Genomic DNA, 18295 nt, shown 5'->3' on the forward strand with positions numbered 1-18295 from the left:
GGCGGCTGCTACCCTTGCCCGGTTTCCTCTACTGGTGCCGTCCGCCCATGTCCCGAGTGCTGCCCCTGTCCCTCCTGCTGTCGGCCGTGCTGGCCGCACCGGCTGCGCATGCCGCGCCGACGCCGATCACCATCGAACAGGCCATGGCCGACCCGGACTGGATCGGTCCGCCGGTCGAGAAGGCCTGGTGGTCGTGGAACAGCCAGCAGGTGGAATACCAGCTCAAGCGCAACGGCAGCCCGGTGCGCGACACCTTCCGCCAGCCGGTGGCCGGTGGCGTGGCCGCGCAGGTGGCCGATGACCAGCGCGGCACCCTCGACGTGGCCGAGCCGGTCTACGACCGCAGCCGCAGCCGCAGCGCCTTCGTGCGCAATGGCGACGTGTTCGTGCGCGACCTGCGCAGCGGCGCGCTGACCCAGCTGACCCGCAGCAACGAGCGCGCGGGCAACGTGAACTTCGCCGCCGACAATGGCGTGATCTGGCGGGTGGGCCAGAACTGGTTCCACTGGACCGCCGCCAGCGGCGTGCAGCAGGTGGCCAGCCTGAAGGCCGAGAAGGATCCGCGTACGGCGCCGAAGGCCGATGTGCTGCGCGACCAGCAGCTGCGCACGCTGGAAACCCTGCGCCGCGACCGTGACCAGCGCGAAGCGCTGAAGGACCAGGACCAGCGCTGGCGCCAGGCCGACCCGACCCGCGCGCCGGGTCCGGTGTACCTGGGTGCCGACGTGGAGATCGGTGACAGCGTGCTGTCGCCGGACCTGACCCACCTGATCGTGGTGACCAAGCCGAAGGACTTCGACGACGGCCGTGGCGGCAAGATGCCGCTGTACGTGACCGAATCAGGCTACGAGGAAACCGAGGACACCCGCACCCGCGTCGGTCGCAACGGCTTCGAACCGCACACCCTGTGGTATGTGGACGTGCGCACCGGCAAGGCCGAGAAGGTCTCGCTGTCCAGCCTGCCCGGCATCGCCACCGACCCGCTGGCCGAGCTGCGCCGCAAGGCCGGCAAGGATGCGCTGAAGGGCGACCGCAGCGTGCAGGTGATGAGCGACTTCATGGGCGGTGGCATCCGCTGGAGCCCCGATGGCCAACAGGCCGCGGTGATGCTGCGCGCCAACGACAACAAGGACCGCTGGATCGTCAGCATCAACGCCGCCGATGGCCGCGTGCAGAACCGTCATCGCCTGACCGACAACGGCTGGATCAACTGGGGATTCAACGATTTCGGCTGGATGGCCGATGGCCGCACGCTGTGGCTGTTATCCGAGGAATCCGGCTTCTCGCACCTGTACACCCAGGCCGGTGGCGGCAAGCCGCAGGCGCTGACCAGCGGCAAGTGGGAAACCTCGGCTCCGGTGCCGTCGGCCGATGGCAAGGGCTTCTATTTCCTGTGCAACCAGCAGGCACCGCATGACTACGAAGTCTGCGCGGTCGACACCGGCAGCCGCCAGGTGCGCGAGCTGACCAGCCTCAACGGCGTGGAAGACTTCTCGCTGTCGCCGGACGGCCAGCAGCTGCTGGTGCGCTACTCCGGCGCCTACCTGCCGCCGCAGCTGGCCGTGCTGCCGAGCACCGGTGGCCAAGCCCGCGTGCTGACCGACACCCGCACTGCCGACTACAAGGCACGCCAGTGGATCCAGCCGAAGCTGGTGGCGGTGCCGTCCAAGCACGGTGCCGGCGTGGTCTGGGCCAAGTACTACGAGCCCGAGAACAAGGAACCCGGCAGGAAGTATCCGATCGTCATGTTCGTGCACGGCGCCGGCTACCTGCAGAACGTGCACCAGCGCTACCCGGCCTACTTCCGCGAGCAGATGTTCCACAACCTGCTGGTGCAGAAGGGCTACATCGTGCTGGACATGGATTACCGCGGCAGCGAGGGCTACGGCCGCGACTGGCGTACGGCGATCTACCGCAACATGGGCCACCCGGAACTGGAAGATTACAAGGACGGCCTGGACTGGCTGGTCGACACCCAGCAGGGTGACCGTGACCATGCCGGCATCTACGGTGGTTCCTACGGCGGTTTCATGACCTTCATGGCCCTGTTCCGTTCGCCGGGCACGTTCAAGGCCGGCGCCGCGCTGCGCCCGGTGGTCGACTGGCACCAGTACAACCACGGCTATACCAGCAACATCCTCAACACCCCGGACATCGATCCGGAGGCGTACCGCGTGTCGTCGCCGATCGAGTACGCGCAGAACCTGCAGGACAACCTGCTGATCGCCCACGGCATGATGGATGACAACGTGTTCTTCCAGGACTCGGTGAACCTCACCCAGCGCCTGATCGAACTGCACAAGGACAACTGGTCGATCGCACCGTACCCGCTGGAGCGCCACGGCTACGTGCGCGCCGATTCCTGGCTGGACCAGTACAAGCGCATCCTCAAGCTGTTCGAGCAGAACCTGAAGTGAGCAACGCCGCGGCCACGATCCATATCGTGGCTGCGGTCATCCTGGATGATCGCGGCCGGGCGCTGGTGGTGCGCAAGCACGGCGCCAGCCGCTTCATCCAGCCGGGCGGCAAGCCCGAATCCGGCGAAGCGCCGCTGCAGGCGCTGGCCCGCGAACTGGACGAGGAACTCGGTGTGCAGGTATGCGCCGAGACCGCCGTCGCGCTGGGCCACTTCGAGGACTGGGCAGTGAACGAACCCGGTCACCGCGTGCAGGCCCAGGCATGGTGGGTGCAGGTGGACGGCACGCCACGGGCACGCGCCGAGATCGCCGAACTGGCCTGGGTACCGTTGCAGCCGCCGCATGGCCTGCCCTTGGCACCGTTGAGCGAACACCATATCCTGCCGGCCGTCGCCACCCGGGTGACGGCCCGCTGACTACTCCACTGCTGCCCAGGACATCGGATGTCGCTTCAATCTCCCCAAGGCCGTCCTACCAGCGCAGTCGCCGCCCAGGATTTCATCCGACCGCTGGGCTTGGCTTCCCTGCTGGTCTGCGCAGGGTTCGTCGTAATCATTGCACTTCAAGCAGTGCTGCTTTCGCAGCTGGCTGACAGTCCGCTCTGGCAGAGAATGATCATGACGGCCACTGAGCAGGGGTTTCCACGCAGCGTGCAGTGGATACTGAAGGGCCCGGTCGCCGCCACATTATGGCTGGCGCTGCCCGGCATACCTGCCGTGCTTTCAAGCTGGGGTTTCTACCGGCAGCGTCGCTGGGGCCTCTGGAGCTATGTGGCATTGCTGTGGTTGTCCGCCGTTGCGAATTTCGCAGTCGTCTGGTGGCTGGACAGCATCTTCGCTGACCTCATGACGCATATCGTCGATCCACATACGCTGCGCGAAGCCCAGGTCCAACGAATCCTGATGTCACTGACCTTGTTCGGAGGTGCCGTGGCCATACTCGTTGCACAGGGCTGGCTGGCCTGGCGCCTGTTGCGGCCGGATATCCGCTCGCGCTTCCACTGAGCCCATCCCCTTCCCCGCACGACAAGGACCGTCGCATGCGCCTGTTGAACCTTCTCCCCGCGCTGCTGTTGCTCGCCGCGCTGCCTGCCAGCGCCGATGCCCTGCGCTGCGGCGAGTACCGCAGCATCGATGACGGCATGGCACTGGTGTTCACCACCCCCAGCAGCGGCTACCGCCACAACGGCATCGGTGAGCCGGAGCCGCTGTGGGTCGATCGCAGTGCGGCGCAGACGCGCCTGGTCATGCTCGACGATGGCGTGGCCGAGCCGATCCGGATCAGTGTCGATGGGCAGCGCATCGAAGACGACGTGGTGGTGACCTACACCCTGCGCCGGTCCCGCGCCTGCGCCAGCGAGCCCACCGCGGTGGCTGGCAGCTGCCGCGCTGCTGGCAGCTACTGCATGGCGCAACTGCCAACGGCCTCGCCCGGCCAGGCCCGGCGCGCCTGCGACGAGGGCGTAGGCTCCGGCTGCTCAACGTTGCTGCGGTTGATGCGTGATGGCAGCGCATCGGATGCAGCCGGTGACGCCGGCCCGACGGTCTTCGAGCGCCCGCCGCCGTGCCACGAACACACGGCCGGGCACGATCCGCAGGCCTGTGAAGTCATGACCGACGATGCACTGGCCGCCGCGATGTGGCGGGTGGACCAGCGCCTTCAACAGGAAGACGAGGACACACTGGCTTCGCCTCTTCCCGTTGCTGCACGCGATCGCCTGCAGCAGTTGTGCCTGCAACACCGTGGTGGGCGCTTCTGCGTGGAAGTGGCCGCGCAACAGTTGGACGCGCTGCAACCTGCATTGGCGGTGCAGGCCCTGCAGGTGGTCTGCGATGTTGGACGCATCAGTGCCTGCGAACGTACCGCACCGCTGCGTGAACTCGGCACCGACCTGCGCCTGGTAACGCTCCAACATGTGCCGTGTGGCCGCTACCAGGCCGACGGTGGCGTGATCGACATGCTCGATTTCGGCGATGGCACGCAGGCCCGCCTGCACGAAGGCGCCGTCCAGCTGCAACAGAACGGCGAAACGTTCGTACTGCGCCAGCTCGGCAACGGCGACCTGCTCGGCATGGACAACCAGACGGCCTACCAGCGTTACCAGCCCGTGCCCGGCACGGCACAATGCACGCCCCCGCGCGAGGGCCGTGGTTCGCCGTAGCGCCGGGAGTTTCCCGTTAGATCGTCAAGGAGACGACATGCATTCACCCGCACCGCGCCGCCGCTGGCTGGCCTGGGCGTTGCTGCTGGCCGCGCCGATGGCCGCCGCACAGTCACCGCAATGCGGCCTGTTCAAGGCCGATGAAGGCAGCAGCACGCTGCGCATCAGCGCACCCAACCGTGGCGAGCAGAAGCACTTCGGCAGTGCGCCGTCTCCGGTCGTGTTCCAGCAGATCGACGGAAAGCTGCAACTGGTGAACCTGGAGTACGGCCTGCCCAGCACGCTGCAGGTGCGCGATCGTGGCCGCACGGTCGAGGTGGATGGCACGGTCTACACCCTGCAGGCCCCCGCACAGTGCGCCGCAGCAGCGATGCCGGCTGAAGGCAGCTGCCTGGCTGATGCGGCGGCGTGCCTGGACAACCGTCGCGAAGCGACCCCGACCGCGCTGGAAGCAGGGTGCCGGGAAGGTGTGCCCGGCATGTGCCTGCAACTGGCTGATCGTTGGCAGGAGGAGGCCAAACCCACGGTCGAGGCCGATCCCGACCTGGCAAAGGCAGCGCTCGACGCCGCTCTGTCTGGCATCAAACTCCCCGCCGCCTGTGACGATGGTGGCTTCGAACAGGAAACCCCGGCGTGTGCCGCCGCACTCGAGGCCGACCCTGCAGTGCAGGAGCAGCTGGTCAAGGCCGCGATGACGGCCGCCATGACCGAAGCCATGGTGACGATGACGGCGCCGACCGTGCCGGTGATCATTCCGGCTGAGCGGCGGCAACAGTTGTTGCGGCTATGCCGCGAGGTACCGCATGGCGGCTTCTGCACCCGCGTAGCTGAGCTGTCCTGGGAGGCAGGAGATCCCCTGCAGGCAGTGCAGGCCCTGGCTGCGGCCTGCCCCCCCGGCAATGACACCGCCACCTGCGAGCGCCTGCCGGCATTGCAGGCGGTGGGTGCATCGTTGCAGCCGCAACCGGCAACGGCCCTGCCCTGCGGCAACTACCGGGCCGACGGCGGCCTGATGGACACGCTCGATTTCGGTGATGCCGGCCTGGTTGGTGTTGGCTGGGGCAGCCATCTTCGTGCGCGTGTCGAAGAGGGTGACATCCGCATCCACCACGACCGGGGCGGCGACTTCGTGCTGCGCCCGCTGCCGGGCGGCCAGCTGCTGGGCCTGGATACCTGGACCCGCTTCCAGGTGTTCACCCCCACCGGTGAAGGCCCGACCAGGTGCAGTGCGCCGAAGCAGTTCAAGGTGCTGCCACTGCCACAGGATTGCCCGCTGGCGCTGGCCAACGAGGACGGGGCCGAAGCCTGCTGCACGCAGGGCAAGCTGCAGGGCTGCAACATTCTCGGCAACCGCCTTGCGCTGTCCGGGAACTGGCTGCAGGCCGCCGGGCACTACACCACGGTCTGCCGGGCTGGCGTCCGCGAAGGGTGCGAGAACCTGGTCACCGCGCAAGGCAACGGTGCGGAGGTGGATGCACGGGCAACCCTGGAGCAACTGTGCAAGGCCGACCGCAGCGGCCTGCACGTGGCCTGCGACGTGCTCGGCACCCAGAACTGGGAGCTGATCACGCTGGGCGGTGCCTTGCAGAAGGCGGTTGACGAGGCGGCTGTGGACAACGCTCCGACGCCGCGCAACTCCAACCGCAAGCGCTGAGCCCGCCAGGGCCTGTCCGCAGCTTCGGGCGGGCCCTGCGGTAAAGTACGCGCCATGAACGAATTCGAGCGCGTGCGCGCCTACCTCACCGACCTGCAGGACCGCATCTGTGCGGCGATCGAGGCCGCCGATGGCCAGGCCCGCTTCCAGGAAGACCTGTGGCAGCGTGCCGAGGGCGGTGGTGGGCGCACCCGCGTGCTGCGCGACGGTGCGGTGTTCGAACAGGCCGGCATCGGTTTCTCCGACGTGGCTGGCAGCCGCCTGCCGCCGTCGGCCTCGGCCAACCGTCCGGAACTGGCAGGTGCCTCCTGGCGCGCCACCGGCGTGTCGCTGGTGTTCCACCCGCTCAATCCTTACGTGCCGACCACCCATGCCAACGTGCGCTTCTTCCAGGCGCAGCGCGACGGCGAGGTGGTGGCCAGCTGGTTCGGCGGCGGTTTCGACCTGACCCCGTTCTATCCGTTCGACGAGGACGTGCAGCACTGGCACCGGGTCGCGCGCGATCTGTGTGCGCCATTTGGTGACGAGCGCTACGCCGCGCACAAGCGCTGGTGCGACGAGTACTTCTTCCTGCGCCACCGCAATGAAACGCGCGGCGTCGGCGGCCTGTTCTTCGACGACCTGCACGGCGATTTCGAGCGCGATTTCGACTACCTGCGCGCGGTCGGCGATGGCTTCCTTGATGCCTACCTGCCGATCGTGCAGCAGCGCAAGGACACCGCCTACGGCGAGCGCGAACGCGAGTTCCAGCTGTACCGTCGCGGCCGCTACGTGGAGTTCAACCTGGTCTACGACCGTGGCACCCTGTTCGGGCTGCAGAGCGGTGGCCGCAGCGAAAGCATCCTCATGAGCCTGCCGCCGCGGGTGCGCTGGGAGTACGGCTTTGCCCCCGAAGCGGGCAGCGCCGAGGCACGCCTGGCCGATTACCTGGTGCCGCGCGACTGGCTCTGATCTTCCGGCGCCACGCCTGAGGCGTGGTGCTTTCCCCTGCCTGGTCCGTCCTGTATCGGCGGATCGTGTTTTTTCTTCTTCAAGGATGACGTCATGCCTGCTGCTGTTCCCCTTCGTCCCCGCGCTGCGGGCTGGCGCTCCCTGCTGTTGCTCGCGCTGGCCTCGGCCAGCCTGCCGGCGGCCGCGCAATCGATGGCCTGCGGCACCTACAAGGACAGCGGCGGCAATATCACGCTGACCATCGAGAGCGAAGGCCACGCCTTCCTGTCCGGCCCCTACCAGGCCACCGAGGAACTGCGCATCGCCCGCCAGGAAGACGTGCTCGGCACCGGCAACCTGTCCACGGGACGCCTGGAAAACTGGTTCTTTTCGGACAGCGACCGCACGATCAACACGCCCTATCGTGAGTTCACCCGTGAGCACGCCGCCGCCTGCAGGACGATGCCCGAGCCCATCGAAGATGGTTGCGTGATGAACACCTCCGAGTGCCTGGAGGCGCTGCCGGAGGCCGCACCGGTGAAGCTGCACGCCTGGTGTGCCGAAGGCGTAGGCGCCGCCTGCACGCAGCTGCTGGAGACTTACCAGGAACAGGCCAATGCAGCGGCGCCGAAGGTGGCGGACCCGCCGATGCCTGAGATATGCAAGGAAGAATCACCGTCCTTCGATGCCGAAGGTTGCATGGCGACGGCCAGGAAGGTCGCCTCGCAGATGATGGGAGAGACACTGCTGGGCCTGCGGCATTCGGTCGATGCACCCTTGCCGCCGGCGCAGCTGGATGAGCTGGCTGGCCTTTGCCGCGAGCAGCACGGCGAGACGTTCTGTGAGGAGGCGGCCGAGTCCCTGTGGAGCAGTGGGCGCCTGCAGCAGGCGCGCGATGCATTGCAACTGGCCTGTGCACAGCGCACCGATGCCCCGTCCTGCGCACCGGCCAAGGGCCTCGCTGCGCTTGCCGGTGCGACCGCATCGGCACTCACGCCGATTGCCGCCATCACCCTGCCCTGCGGCAGCTTTGTCGCCGAACGCAGCGTACTGTCGCAGCTGCGTTTCCTCGACGGCGGCGTCGTGAAAGTCGGTGGTGACGACGTGCGCCTGCGCGCGAGCCTGCGCGACGGCCGGATCGTCCTGCACCGCGATGTCGGCAGCGACTTCGTGCTGCAGCTGCTGCAGAACGGCAACCTGGTGGGCATCGACAGCGGCAATCGCTTCGCGTACTACCAGCGCGAGGCGACCGCGGGCAACGCCCACTGCGCCCCCTGACCAGAGGTAGAGCCGGGCCGATGCTCGGCTGATGAGCAAGCGGAGCCGAGCACAGGCTCGGTTCTACAGGGTCAGGTGCTCTTCCTGGGGATGATGGTGATGTGCCCGTTGATCTCCAGCAGGGCCAGCTCCACATCCTCCACGCCCAGGCAGCCCTGCTGGCGCATGGCGGCCTCGAAATCGGCACGGGTGACCTGCTCACGGCGCAGAACGGCTTCGAACAGATGCCCATCGCGTGCGATCACCACCGGTTCTCCTTCAACCAGGCGCTCGATCCGCCGGCTGCGGGTACTCACCCAGCCTACGCCGTAGTTGAGCAGGATCAGGGTCGCCGCCAGCAGCAGGCCGCCGCCCAGCGAGGTATCGGTACCCAGCAGCGCGTTCTGCACCGCGTTGCCCAGCAGCACCACCAGCAGTACGTCGAACGGGGTGATCTGCCCCAGCGGGCGCTTGCCGCTGAGCCGGACCATGCCCAGCACCACGACATAGACCACCACCGCGCGCAGGATGAACTCCCACCACGGCATGGCCAGTGCGAACAGGTCGGGCATTGTCTTCCCCTGCGGAGCGGTGGCCCAGCGTGGCGCAGGCCACGGCATCTGGCAACGGCACAAATAAAAAGCCCCGCTGACCAGGGGGAGGTCAACGGGGCCGGGGAACGGGCACTTGGGGAGGAGTCCCCGTTCCGAGATCTGCTCCAGGGGATGGGAGAGATCCACAACAGGCGTTGCGCCTGTCGAGAGTTATAGAAGCACTCCGAACACTAACGGTTCGTGAAGGGGCCCAATTTAATGAACCTCCATCAGGGCAACATTCATGATCGAGTCAGAAACCTCTGACGAATGAACGAATTCACGTCGTTTTCGGCCTGAAACACCCTCAGTGCGCTTCGTCCCAGTTGTTGCCGATGCCGGTGTCGACCACCAGCGGCACCCGCAGTTTGGCCGCTTGCGACATGCGCTCGACCACCTGCAAACGCAACTCTTCAACGAAACTGCTTTCGGTTTCGAACACCAGTTCATCGTGCACCTGCAGGATCATCCTTGCCGGCGCGCCGCTGTCACGCAGCCACTGGTCCACGTCCACCATCGCGCGCTTGATGATGTCGGCGGCGGTGCCCTGCATCGGTGCGTTGATCGCGGCACGCTCGGCACCGGCGCGCAGGCCCTGGTTACGTGCATGAATGTCGTTCAGGTACAGGCGGCGGCCAAACAGGGTCTCCACATAGCCCTGGTCCCGGGCCTGCTGCCGCATCCGCTCCATGAAGTCTCGCACGCCCGGGTAGCGGCTGAAGTACAGCGCCACGTAATCCTGCGCCTGGCCACGGTCGATGCCCAGGTTGCGGGCCAGGCCGAAGGCGCTCATGCCGTACATCAGGCCGAAGTTGATCGCCTTGGCAGCGCGGCGCTCGTTCGGGGTCACTTCCTCCAGCGTACGCCCGAACACCTCGGCAGCGGTGGCACGGTGCACGTCGGCGCCCTGCTCGAAGGCACGCACCAGGCCCGGGTCCTCGGACAGGTGAGCCATGATCCGCAGCTCGATCTGCGAGTAGTCGGCCGCCAGCAGCTGGAAGCCCTCCGGAGCGATGAATGCGCGTCGGATGCGGCGGCCATCCTCGGTGCGGATCGGGATGTTCTGCAGGTTCGGGTCCGATGAGGACAGGCGGCCGGTAGCGGCACCGGACTGGTGGTAGCTGGTATGCACGCGGCCGGTATCCGGGTTGACCATCTCCGGCAGCTTGTCGGTGTAGGTGCTGCGCAGCTTGGCCAGCCCGCGATACTCCAGGATCACCCGCGGCAGCTCGTGCTGGTCGGCAATCGCCTCCAGTGCCTCTTCGTTGGTGCTGGGCTGGCCCTTCGGGGTCTTCACCACCGCCGGCAGCTTCAGCTCATCGAACAGCACCGCCTGCAACTGCTTGGGCGAATCCAGGTTGAAGCTGCGCCCGGCCAGTTCGGTGGCCTTCTGCTGCGCGGCCAGCATGCGCGAGGACAGGTCCTGGCTCTGCCGGCGCAGCTCGACGGTATCGATCCGCACGCCATTGGCTTCGATGCTCGTCAGCACCGGCACCAGCGGCATCTCGATGTCGCGGTACACGCTGTCCAGCGCCGGCTCGGCCAGCAACTGCGGTTGCAGCGCGCGGTGCAGGCGCAGGGTGATGTCGGCGTCCTCGGCCGCATAGCGGCTGGCTTCGTCGATGCCTACCTGCGAGAACGGAATCTGCTTGGCGCCCTTGCCGGCCACGTCCTCGAACTTGATGGTGTTGTAGCCCAGATAACGCAGGGCCAGCGAATCCATGTCGTGGCGGGTGGCGGTGGAATTGAGCACGAAGCTCTCGAGCATGGTGTCGTCGTGGTAGCCCTGCACGTGCACGCCGTGGCGGCGCAGCACATGCAGGTCGTACTTGCCGTGCTGGCCCAGCTTCTTCTTCGCCGGGTCCTGCAGCACCGGGCGCAGCGCATCCAGCACCTGCTGCATCGGCAGCTGGGCCGGCGCACCCGGGTAATCGTGGCCGACCGGAATGTAGGCGGCCTTGCCCGGCTCGACCGCCAGGCTGATACCCACCAGGCGCGCACGCATCGCGTCCAGCGCATCGGTTTCGGTATCGAAACTGATCAGGTCCGCCTGCTGCAGGCGCTCGACCCAGGCCTGCAGCTGCTCGGCGGTCAGCACGGTCTCGTATTCACCCGGCGCGGCCAGGGCCGGATCCAGCGTGCCGGCGGCCGGTGCCTCGGCGCTGCCACGGGCGAACCCGGCGGCGGTGCCACGCAGGCTCGGCGTTGCTTCGCTGGCGGCCGTCGGCGCCGGCAGCGGCGCACCCAGCTCCTTCAGCGCCTGGGTGAAGCCATAGCGCGCATACAGCTCGGTCAGCTCCGGCACGTCCTGCTCGCGCAGGGCAAGCGTGGTCGGGCGGGCGTCCAGCTCGACGTCGGTGCGGATGGTCACCAGTTCGCGGTTCAGCGGCAGGCGCTCCAGCGCCGCGCGCAGGTTCTCGCCGATCTTGCCCTTCATGGTCGGCGCGGCCGCCATCACCCCATCCAGGTGCTGGTACTCGGCCAGCCACTTGGCGGCGGTCTTCGGCCCGCACTTCTCCACGCCCGGCACGTTGTCGACGGTGTCGCCCATCAACGCCAGCAGGTCGACGATCTGGTCGGCGCGCACGCCGAACTTCTCCATCACCGCGGCATCGGAATCCATGCGGCTGCCGGTCATGGTGTTGACCAGTTCGATGCCTGGCCGCACCAGCTGGGCGAAGTCCTTGTCGCCGGTGGAAATGGTCACCTTCAGGTCCTGCGCCACGCCCTGCAGTGCCAGCGTGCCGATCACATCGTCGGCTTCCACGCCGGGGATGCGCAGGATGCTGATGCCCAGCGCTTCAACGATGCGGCACATCGGTTCAACCTGGCTGCGCAGCTCGTCGGGCATCGGCGGGCGGTTGGCCTTGTACTGCTCGTACAGGTCATCGCGGAAGGTCTTGCCGGGCGCATCGACCACGAATGCCACGTAGGCCGGGCGCTCCTTCAGCGTCGAGCGCAGCATGTTGACCACGCCGAACAGCGCGCCGGTGGGTTCGCCCTGTGCATTGGACAGGGGCGGCAGCGCGTGGAACGCGCGGTACAGGTAACTGGACCCGTCGATCAGGACTAATCTGCTCATGGGTCGATTCTACGCGCCCGTGCCTGCACTGCGACGACACGGCACAGCCCCGGCGATGGGGCATAATCAAGGCTCTTTCCAGGCAAAGGCCCCCGCCGATGAAGACCCTGATGCTGGCTTCCGTGCTCCTGCTTGCTGGCTGCGCCAGCATGGGTGGTGCCGGCGCTCCCCCGGTGGACGTCAAGGGCGCGGACATTTCCAAGCGCACCATGGACAACGGCGACACCATCGAGGAATACCGCGTGTCCGGCCAGCTGCGCATGGTCAAGGTGACCCCGTCGCGCGGCGCACCGTTCTACATGTACGACAAGAACGGCGATGGCCGTTTCGACAACGACAAGGACGGCGTGTCGCCGGTGTACTGGAAGCTGTACAGCTGGTGATGTGGCCGGGGGGGCAGAGCCCTTTCCTGCGGAAAGGGATCCGACCCCAACAAGGCAATCGCCACGGCCCACAAAAGATGACGCCGGCGCGCATCCTGCGGCCGGCGTCGGGTCCCCTCCCCGGGAACGCTTGTATCAGCGGATGACCAGCACCGGCAGCGTGCTGCGTGCCAGCACTTCGGCGGTCTGGCTGCCCAGCAGCACACGGGTCACGCCACGGCGGCCATGCGAGGTCATCACGATCAGGTCGCTGTTGCGCTCACCCGCCGTCTCGATGATGCCGTCAGCCGCGTAGCGGTCCAATACGTGCACCGGGTTGGCGGTGATGCCCTGCTCGGCCGCCTTGGCCAGCGCCGGCTGCAGCACCTTCTGTGCGCCTTCCTCGCGGTCGGCCTTGTACTCGGGGCTGTTCATGTAGCCCACGCTCCAGCCCATGGCGTCGTACATACCGACGGCCCACGGCTCGGAAACGGTCACGATATCGACCTCGGCATTGAGGTCCTTGGCCAGCTCCAGACCCTTGGCCAGGCCCTTGTCGGCCAGCTCGGATCCGTCGGTGGCAATCAGGATGCGCTTGTACATGGTGGGGCTCCGTGGCGGTCTGCCAGATGGGAACAACACCATTGCACACCGGATGTGCAGGGCGCGCCTTGAGCAGGATCAATCCGGCGCCGCGCAGCGGCGTGTGCGCACCGCCGGCTTGCGTACCCGGACACTGCAGCGCAAGCTGGGTGGGCGGCGCACCGCCGCGCCCAAGGACGACCGATATGCAGGACAACAAGCCGCCCGTCTGGAGTTCACAGAAATCCATCCTGGTCGCCGTGATCGTCGCCTTGGCGGTGCTTTTCGGCGGCTACCAGGTCGGCAAGGATATGGCCTTGCGTGACAATGCCCGCCAAGCAGCGGGCAAATAACACGCCCCTCTTCTGTTTCTGTAGAGCCGAGCATGGGTTATGCCGGTCGTCCTGACCGTTACCCCCACGGGCTGTCGCAGGAGACGTCGGCAGCGGCTCCTGCCGCTACCTTCGGCTCTACATCAAGCCTGCCCTCAGGCGATCTGCACCACGCGCGCGTTCTGGCACAACGGATAACTGCCGACGAATTCAGCGACCGCATCACGCATCGCCTCGAACGATTCGCCGTACATGTACAGCGCGGTCTCCGTCGGGCCCTGCCACCAGCTGCAGATCTCGCCCAGGCCATCGATGCGCTCGGACAGCTGCTCAAACACGTGGTTGGAATCGCACTGCTCGTAGACCTCGTCCGGCAGGGTCAGGCCATCCAGGTAGATGCCCAGGCCCTCGGTCACGCCGAAGCTGCGATCAGCCTCACCCGCACCCTGCAGCTGCGAGCCCTTCGGCGCGCCCAGCTGCTCCAGCAGGTCGATCAGCTTCGGCACGCCCGCAGCGTCCACCAGCGCCACTTCGATATCGCCGTACTCGACTTCGCCCTCGTCGGACATCGCGGTGCCACCGCCGGTGATCCCGCCGACCTCGGCCGCCTGCAGCAGCGCATCGAGCGGATCCTCGAACAGCTCATGGCGATGCTCGGGCTGCAGCTTGGCGTTCAACTTCACGGTGACGTGCAGCGTGGGTTCGGTCATCGGGGCGTTCCTGGAAGAAGTGCCGCCTATTGTAGAGCCGAGCCCATGCCCGGCTGCTCTTTCCCACCAGAAGCAGCCGAGCATGGGCTCGGCTCCACAACAGCCCGTCAACGCAGGAACGGCGCCACCTTGCGCTTGAGCAACTCCACCAGCACCGGGTCCATGTAGTCGTAGTCATCCGGGATATCCAGGCAGATCACCCGCTTGCCCTTCAGCCCTGCCTTATAGCGGCTGGACAGCCGATTGCGGTGGGTCTTCTCCATCACGAACACCAGGTCGGCCCACTGCAGCAGCTCGGGGCTGAGCACTTCCTCGGCGTCGGCCAGCAGCCCGGCCGAGGCTGTTTCGATGCCCGGCCAATCGGCAAACACCTGCTCGGCCGTCGGGCTGCGCAGGCGGTTCTGACTGCAGAGGAAGAGCACGTTGCGGGTCATGAGCGCAGCGTATCGGGGTCGGATCCCTTTTCCAACGGAGGCCGCGATTGCTGTAGAGCCGAGCCCATGCTCGGCTGGGTTTTCCCGCAATGGCGTCAGAGCCCTCCCCGCGGGAGGGATCCGACCCCGGCAGTGATCAGATCACCGTCAGGTTGGCGTAGGCCATCACCAGCCACTTGCTGCCGGCGTCGGCGAACTCGACCTGCACGCGGGCGTGGGCGCCGTTGCCTTCGTAGTCGGTCACCATGCCTTCGCCGAACTTGGGATGGGTGACCAACGCGCCGAGCTTCAGCGGCGGCGCCTCGATCGAGGCATGGCCCATTACCCGGCTCGCGCCCATCGAGGCCGGCCGCGAGACCTGCACCTTCGGGCGCACTTCGTGCAGCAGCTCGCGCGGAATCTCGCGCAGGAAGCGCGACGGCAGACTGTAGTTGTCCTGGCCGTGGATGCGGCGCGACTCGGCGTAGCTCAGCACCAGCTTCTGGCGCGCGCGGGTGATGCCCACGTAGGCCAGGCGGCGCTCTTCTTCCAGCCGCCCGCTTTCCTCCAGCGAACGTGCGCTGGGGAACAGGCCTTCTTCCAGGCCGGCCAGGAACACCAGCGGGAATTCCAGGCCCTTGGCCGAGTGCAGGGTCATCAGCTGCACGCCTTCCTCGCCGGCCTGCGCCTGGCCCTCACCGGCCTCCAGCGCGGCATAGGCCAGGAACGCGACCAGCTCGTCCATGTCCTCGCCCACTTCCTCGATATCGTCGGCGCGGCGCACGAAGCGCGAGGCCACCGAAACCAGTTCGTCGAGGTTGTCGGTGCGCGATTCCGAATCCAGCGCGTTGCGGCTTTCCTTGCTCCAGTGCTCGCGCAGCTGCGAGCGGGCCAGCACGTGGTCCACGCGCTCGGCCAAGGTCATGTGCAGGGTCTGCGCCTGCAGCTCGTTGACCAGCACCAGGAAGCCGGCCAGCGCGTTGCGCGCGCGTGCGGCCAGCGCGCTGCCCTGGGTGACCAGCATGGTCGCTTCCCACAGCGAGATACCCTGCGCGCGCGCCTCGCGGCGCACTTCGTCCAGCGTACGGTCGCCGATGCCACGGGTGGGCGTGTTGACCGCGCGTTCGAAGGCGGCGTCATCGTTGCGGTTGGACAGCAGGCGCAGGTAGGCCAGCGCGTCCTTGATTTCGGCACGCTCGAAGAAGCGCATGCCGCCATACACGCGGTACGGCACCTGCTCGCTCAGCAGTGCTTCTTCCAGCGCGCGCGACTGCGCGTTGCTGCGGTAGAGCACGGCCACTTCGGTGTAGCTGCCACCATCGCGCACCCACTGGCGGGCACGCTCGACGATGTAGCGCGCTTCGTCCATCTCGTTGTACGCCGCGTACAGGTCGATCGGCTCGCCGTCGCCGCTGTCGGTCCACAGTTCCTTGCCGATGCGGTCCGGGTTGTGCGCGATCACCGCGTTGGCGGCGCCTAGGATGTTGGCGGTGGAGCGGTAGTTCTGTTCCAGGCGGATGGTCTGCGCGCCTGGGAAATCGCGCAGGAAGCCCTGCACGTTCTCGACCTTGGCACCGCGCCAGCCGTAGATGGCCTGGTCATCGTCGCCGACCACGAACACGTGGCCGGAATCGCCGGCCAGCACGCGCACGAAGGCGTACTGGATGGCGTTGGTGTCCTGGAACTCGTCCACCAGGATCTCGCGGAAGCGCGCGCGGTAGTGCGACAGCAACGCCGGGTTGTCACGCAGCAGTTCGTGCGCGCGCAGCAGTAGTTCGGCGAAGTCGACCAGGCCGGCGCGGTCGCAACGCGCCTGGTACTCGATGTAGGCCTGACGCATGGTTTCCAGCCACGCATCGTGCGGTTCCGGCTGGATGTGCTGTGGGCGGCGGCCTTCGTCCTTCTGCGCGTTGATCCACCACGCGATCTGCTTGGCCGGGTACTTGCCGTCATCCAGTTCCAGCGCCTGCACCACGCGCTTGACCAGCCGCAGCTGGTCGTCCGAATCCATCACCTGGAAGCCTTCCGGCAGCTTCGCGTCCTGCCAGTGCAGGCGCAGCAGGCGGTTGGCCAGGCCGTGGAAGGTGCCGATCCACATGCCGCGGCTGCCGTTGGGCAACTGTGCGTCGATGCGGTGGCGCATTTCGCCGGCCGCCTTGTTGGTGAAGGTCACCGCGAAAATGCCGTGGGTCGGCACGCCATCGACTTCATGCAGCCAGGCGATGCGGTGGGTAAGTACGCGGGTCTTGCCGGAACCGGCACCGGCCAGCACCAGGTGGTGGCCGGGGGGAGCGGAGACGGCTTCGCGCTGGGCCGGGTTCAGGCCATCAAGCAGGTGGGAGACATCCATGCCCCCATTTTACGGCATCGCCGTCGCGGCTCCTGCGACCACCTGGGTTGCAAGTGCGTGTGCCTGCTGACGCAGTTCAGGCACCGCCAGGCTTTCCCACAGGCTGCCAATGCGCAGGCTGCCGAGCACGCCCAGCCGTGCCTGCGGCTGTCCACCAGCGGCACGCAGGCGGTCGCCCGGCACCGTGCTGTCCAGGCCGAGCCCATGTGGGCCGGGGCGTGCCATGCCGTCGGCCTGCAGCTGCTGCAGCAACGGATTACGCAGTGCGCTGGCGCGGGTTTCCACGCCGGTGGCGTTGATCACTCCGCCAATCGTCCACTGCTGCTCGTTGCCAGTGGCATCGCGGCCGGACAGCTGCAGTGCATCGCCTTCGCGCCAGACACGTTGCAGGCGGGACCGGTGGATACGCAGCTGGCCGCTGTCCTGCAGGGACTGCAGCTGTTCATCGACCTCTTCGGCGATGCGGTGGCGATGCACGTCCCAATAGCGCACCACATGGCGCAGGAAGCGACGCTGGTCGGCCTCATCAAGGCTGCACCACAGCGCCTGGCCGTTTGGGCGGATGCGGTCCATCACACCCTGCCACGGCAGGCCGTCGGCTTGGGCTTGGCGTGCGAACCCGCGCAATGCGCGCAGGCGCTGGCGCAGGTTCATCGGCAGCAACGTAGCCGGATCAAACGTGGGCAGACCCCCGTGCGCATGCGGCAACGGCAGCAGGCCATGGCGCGAGATCACATGCAGCGGGCCAGTGTGGCCGGCAGCGACCAGCGCCAGCACGGTGTCGGCCATGCTCAGGCCGGACCCGACAATGGCGACAGTCTGCTCGCCGGCCAGGGTGCGTACGCCGTCGTAGTCCCAGGCCTCGATCACGTCATCGGCGGGCAACGCCTCGGCACCGGCCACCGGCAGCGGGCGCATGCTGTTGCCGAGGGCCAGTACCGCCTGCGCGGCGTGCAGCGCAGCGCCATCACCCAGCTGCAGCCGGTAACCATGGTCATCCGGCTGCAGGCCCAGCACCGGCTGCGCGATCACCTGCAGCTGCGCGGGGCTGGCTGCGGCAGCTTCCTGCAGCCGCTGCTGCAGGTAGGCGGCAAAGAAGTGGCGGCACACATAGCGCTCGCCCAGCACCTCGCGCGCCTCGCCCGGGTAGGCGTTGGCAGCCATCAGGTAATCGAGGAAATCACCGGGCTGGTCGGCAAATGCACTCATCTTCGCCGCCGGCACGTTCAGCAGATGCTCCGGCCATGGCGTGGCATAGGCGATGCCCTGGGCCAGCTGCGAGGCCGGTTCGATAATGGCCAGCGCCAGCGGCGCGTGGGCCTGGCGCAATACCTGGATCGCCACCAGCACCCCGGCCGCACCACCACCGATGATTGCCAGGTCCAGTTCGCCATTACGCGGTGAATCAGTCATGTGCCGATTGTAGGCCATCGGCGATGACAGGCCGGATTG

The 18295-nt window shown here is 67.1% G+C and carries 16 protein-coding genes; 9 read left to right on the forward strand and 7 right to left on the reverse strand.

Features of this window, described 5'->3' with window-relative positions; genetic code table 11:
- Positions 1 to 47 precede the first annotated feature (47 nt).
- The 7 genes from V9K93_RS08600 (at position 48) to V9K93_RS08630 (ending at position 8440) form a co-directional block, all read left to right on the forward strand.
- The gene (locus V9K93_RS08600; RefSeq protein ID WP_337302384.1) at positions 48 to 2417 is read left to right on the forward strand and encodes a S9 family peptidase; all 2370 of its coding nucleotides are present in this window, start codon (positions 48 to 50) and stop codon (positions 2415 to 2417) included.
- Positions 2414 to 2833 (forward strand): NUDIX hydrolase, encoded by a 420-nt coding sequence (locus V9K93_RS08605; RefSeq protein WP_136639777.1) that lies wholly within the window; start codon positions 2414 to 2416, stop codon positions 2831 to 2833. The genes V9K93_RS08600 and V9K93_RS08605 overlap by 4 nt, the downstream gene beginning before the upstream one ends.
- A gap of 27 nt (positions 2834 to 2860) precedes the next feature.
- On the forward strand, positions 2861 to 3421 hold the full coding sequence (locus V9K93_RS08610) for a hypothetical protein (protein ID WP_295378102.1): 561 nt from the start codon (positions 2861 to 2863) through the stop codon (positions 3419 to 3421).
- A gap of 35 nt (positions 3422 to 3456) precedes the next feature.
- Positions 3457 to 4578, forward strand: coding sequence for a hypothetical protein (locus V9K93_RS08615; RefSeq protein WP_337302385.1), 1122 nt, complete (start codon positions 3457 to 3459; stop codon positions 4576 to 4578).
- Between the two features lie 37 nt (positions 4579 to 4615).
- The gene (locus V9K93_RS08620; protein WP_337302386.1) at positions 4616 to 6232 is read left to right on the forward strand and encodes a hypothetical protein; all 1617 of its coding nucleotides are present in this window, start codon (positions 4616 to 4618) and stop codon (positions 6230 to 6232) included.
- Between the two features lie 54 nt (positions 6233 to 6286).
- Positions 6287 to 7183, forward strand: coding sequence for an oxygen-dependent coproporphyrinogen oxidase (gene hemF / locus V9K93_RS08625; RefSeq protein WP_136639781.1), 897 nt, complete (start codon positions 6287 to 6289; stop codon positions 7181 to 7183).
- A 93-nt stretch (positions 7184 to 7276) separates the two neighbouring features.
- Positions 7277 to 8440 (forward strand): hypothetical protein, encoded by a 1164-nt coding sequence (locus V9K93_RS08630; RefSeq protein ID WP_337302387.1) that lies wholly within the window; start codon positions 7277 to 7279, stop codon positions 8438 to 8440.
- A 71-nt stretch (positions 8441 to 8511) separates the two neighbouring features.
- On the opposite strand, the gene V9K93_RS08635 is transcribed toward V9K93_RS08630, so the two are convergent.
- Together V9K93_RS08635 and polA are read right to left on the reverse strand one after the other, a co-directional pair.
- Complete coding sequence (locus V9K93_RS08635; protein WP_046983458.1) at positions 8512 to 8991, reverse strand: DUF421 domain-containing protein; 480 nt, start codon at positions 8989 to 8991, stop codon at positions 8512 to 8514.
- Between the two features lie 328 nt (positions 8992 to 9319).
- Positions 9320 to 12094 (reverse strand): DNA polymerase I, encoded by a 2775-nt coding sequence (gene polA / locus V9K93_RS08640; RefSeq protein WP_136639783.1) that lies wholly within the window; start codon positions 12092 to 12094, stop codon positions 9320 to 9322.
- Positions 12095 to 12192: 98 nt separating this feature from the next.
- Between polA and V9K93_RS08645 the strand changes: the two genes are divergently transcribed.
- Positions 12193 to 12477, forward strand: coding sequence for a DUF2782 domain-containing protein (locus V9K93_RS08645; protein WP_046983456.1), 285 nt, complete (start codon positions 12193 to 12195; stop codon positions 12475 to 12477).
- A gap of 135 nt (positions 12478 to 12612) precedes the next feature.
- Here the strand turns inward: V9K93_RS08645 and V9K93_RS08650 are convergent, their stop codons facing one another.
- Entirely contained in the window at positions 12613 to 13059 is a 447-nt protein-coding gene (locus tag V9K93_RS08650; protein ID WP_005411629.1) for a universal stress protein, read from the reverse strand.
- Positions 13060 to 13244: 185 nt separating this feature from the next.
- Here V9K93_RS08650 and V9K93_RS08655 point away from each other — a divergent pair, with 185 nt between their 5' ends.
- The gene (locus tag V9K93_RS08655; protein WP_253078564.1) at positions 13245 to 13391 is read left to right on the forward strand and encodes a hypothetical protein; all 147 of its coding nucleotides are present in this window, start codon (positions 13245 to 13247) and stop codon (positions 13389 to 13391) included.
- 134 nt (positions 13392 to 13525) lie between these two features.
- Here V9K93_RS08655 and V9K93_RS08660 read toward each other — a convergent pair whose 3' ends face one another.
- The 4 genes from V9K93_RS08660 to V9K93_RS08675 all read right to left on the reverse strand — a co-directional run bounded on the left by V9K93_RS08660 (position 13526) and on the right by V9K93_RS08675 (position 18274).
- Complete coding sequence (locus tag V9K93_RS08660; RefSeq protein ID WP_337302388.1) at positions 13526 to 14080, reverse strand: hypothetical protein; 555 nt, start codon at positions 14078 to 14080, stop codon at positions 13526 to 13528.
- Positions 14081 to 14187: 107 nt separating this feature from the next.
- The gene (locus V9K93_RS08665) at positions 14188 to 14514 is read right to left on the reverse strand and encodes a low molecular weight protein tyrosine phosphatase family protein (protein ID WP_046983454.1); all 327 of its coding nucleotides are present in this window, start codon (positions 14512 to 14514) and stop codon (positions 14188 to 14190) included.
- Between the two features lie 136 nt (positions 14515 to 14650).
- A complete protein-coding gene (gene uvrD, locus V9K93_RS08670) occupies positions 14651 to 16843 on the reverse strand; it encodes a DNA helicase II (RefSeq protein WP_006402493.1) in 2193 nt (730 codons plus the stop codon).
- Between the two features lie 9 nt (positions 16844 to 16852).
- Positions 16853 to 18274, reverse strand: coding sequence for an FAD/NAD(P)-binding protein (locus tag V9K93_RS08675; protein ID WP_337302389.1), 1422 nt, complete (start codon positions 18272 to 18274; stop codon positions 16853 to 16855).
- Positions 18275 to 18295: the final 21 nt, after the last annotated feature.

Source organism: Stenotrophomonas sp. CCNWLW162, assembly GCF_037203745.1.
Lineage (GTDB): Bacteria > Pseudomonadota > Gammaproteobacteria > Xanthomonadales > Xanthomonadaceae > Stenotrophomonas > Stenotrophomonas maltophilia_AQ.

Bases quoted from the DNA above. Each gene is read 5' to 3' on its own strand.
- V9K93_RS08675 (WP_337302389.1), bottom strand. From the start codon at position 18,274: ATGGCCTACAATCGGCACATGACTGATTCACCGCGTAATGGCGAACTG.
- V9K93_RS08655 (WP_253078564.1), top strand. From the start codon at position 13,245: ATGCAGGACAACAAGCCGCCCGTCTGGAGTTCACAGAAATCCATCCTG.
- hemF (WP_136639781.1), top strand. From the start codon at position 6,287: ATGAACGAATTCGAGCGCGTGCGCGCCTACCTCACCGACCTGCAGGAC.
- V9K93_RS08630 (WP_337302387.1), top strand. From the start codon at position 7,277: ATGCCTGCTGCTGTTCCCCTTCGTCCCCGCGCTGCGGGCTGGCGCTCC.
- V9K93_RS08650 (WP_005411629.1), bottom strand. From the start codon at position 13,059: ATGTACAAGCGCATCCTGATTGCCACCGACGGATCCGAGCTGGCCGAC.
- V9K93_RS08645 (WP_046983456.1), top strand. From the start codon at position 12,193: ATGAAGACCCTGATGCTGGCTTCCGTGCTCCTGCTTGCTGGCTGCGCC.
- V9K93_RS08665 (WP_046983454.1), bottom strand. From the start codon at position 14,514: ATGACCCGCAACGTGCTCTTCCTCTGCAGTCAGAACCGCCTGCGCAGC.
- V9K93_RS08635 (WP_046983458.1), bottom strand. From the start codon at position 8,991: ATGCCCGACCTGTTCGCACTGGCCATGCCGTGGTGGGAGTTCATCCTG.
- V9K93_RS08600 (WP_337302384.1), top strand. From the start codon at position 48: ATGTCCCGAGTGCTGCCCCTGTCCCTCCTGCTGTCGGCCGTGCTGGCC.
- polA (WP_136639783.1), bottom strand. From the start codon at position 12,094: ATGAGCAGATTAGTCCTGATCGACGGGTCCAGTTACCTGTACCGCGCG.
- uvrD (WP_006402493.1), bottom strand. From the start codon at position 16,843: ATGGATGTCTCCCACCTGCTTGATGGCCTGAACCCGGCCCAGCGCGAA.
- V9K93_RS08660 (WP_337302388.1), bottom strand. From the start codon at position 14,080: ATGACCGAACCCACGCTGCACGTCACCGTGAAGTTGAACGCCAAGCTG.
- V9K93_RS08610 (WP_295378102.1), top strand. From the start codon at position 2,861: ATGTCGCTTCAATCTCCCCAAGGCCGTCCTACCAGCGCAGTCGCCGCC.
- V9K93_RS08615 (WP_337302385.1), top strand. From the start codon at position 3,457: ATGCGCCTGTTGAACCTTCTCCCCGCGCTGCTGTTGCTCGCCGCGCTG.
- V9K93_RS08620 (WP_337302386.1), top strand. From the start codon at position 4,616: ATGCATTCACCCGCACCGCGCCGCCGCTGGCTGGCCTGGGCGTTGCTG.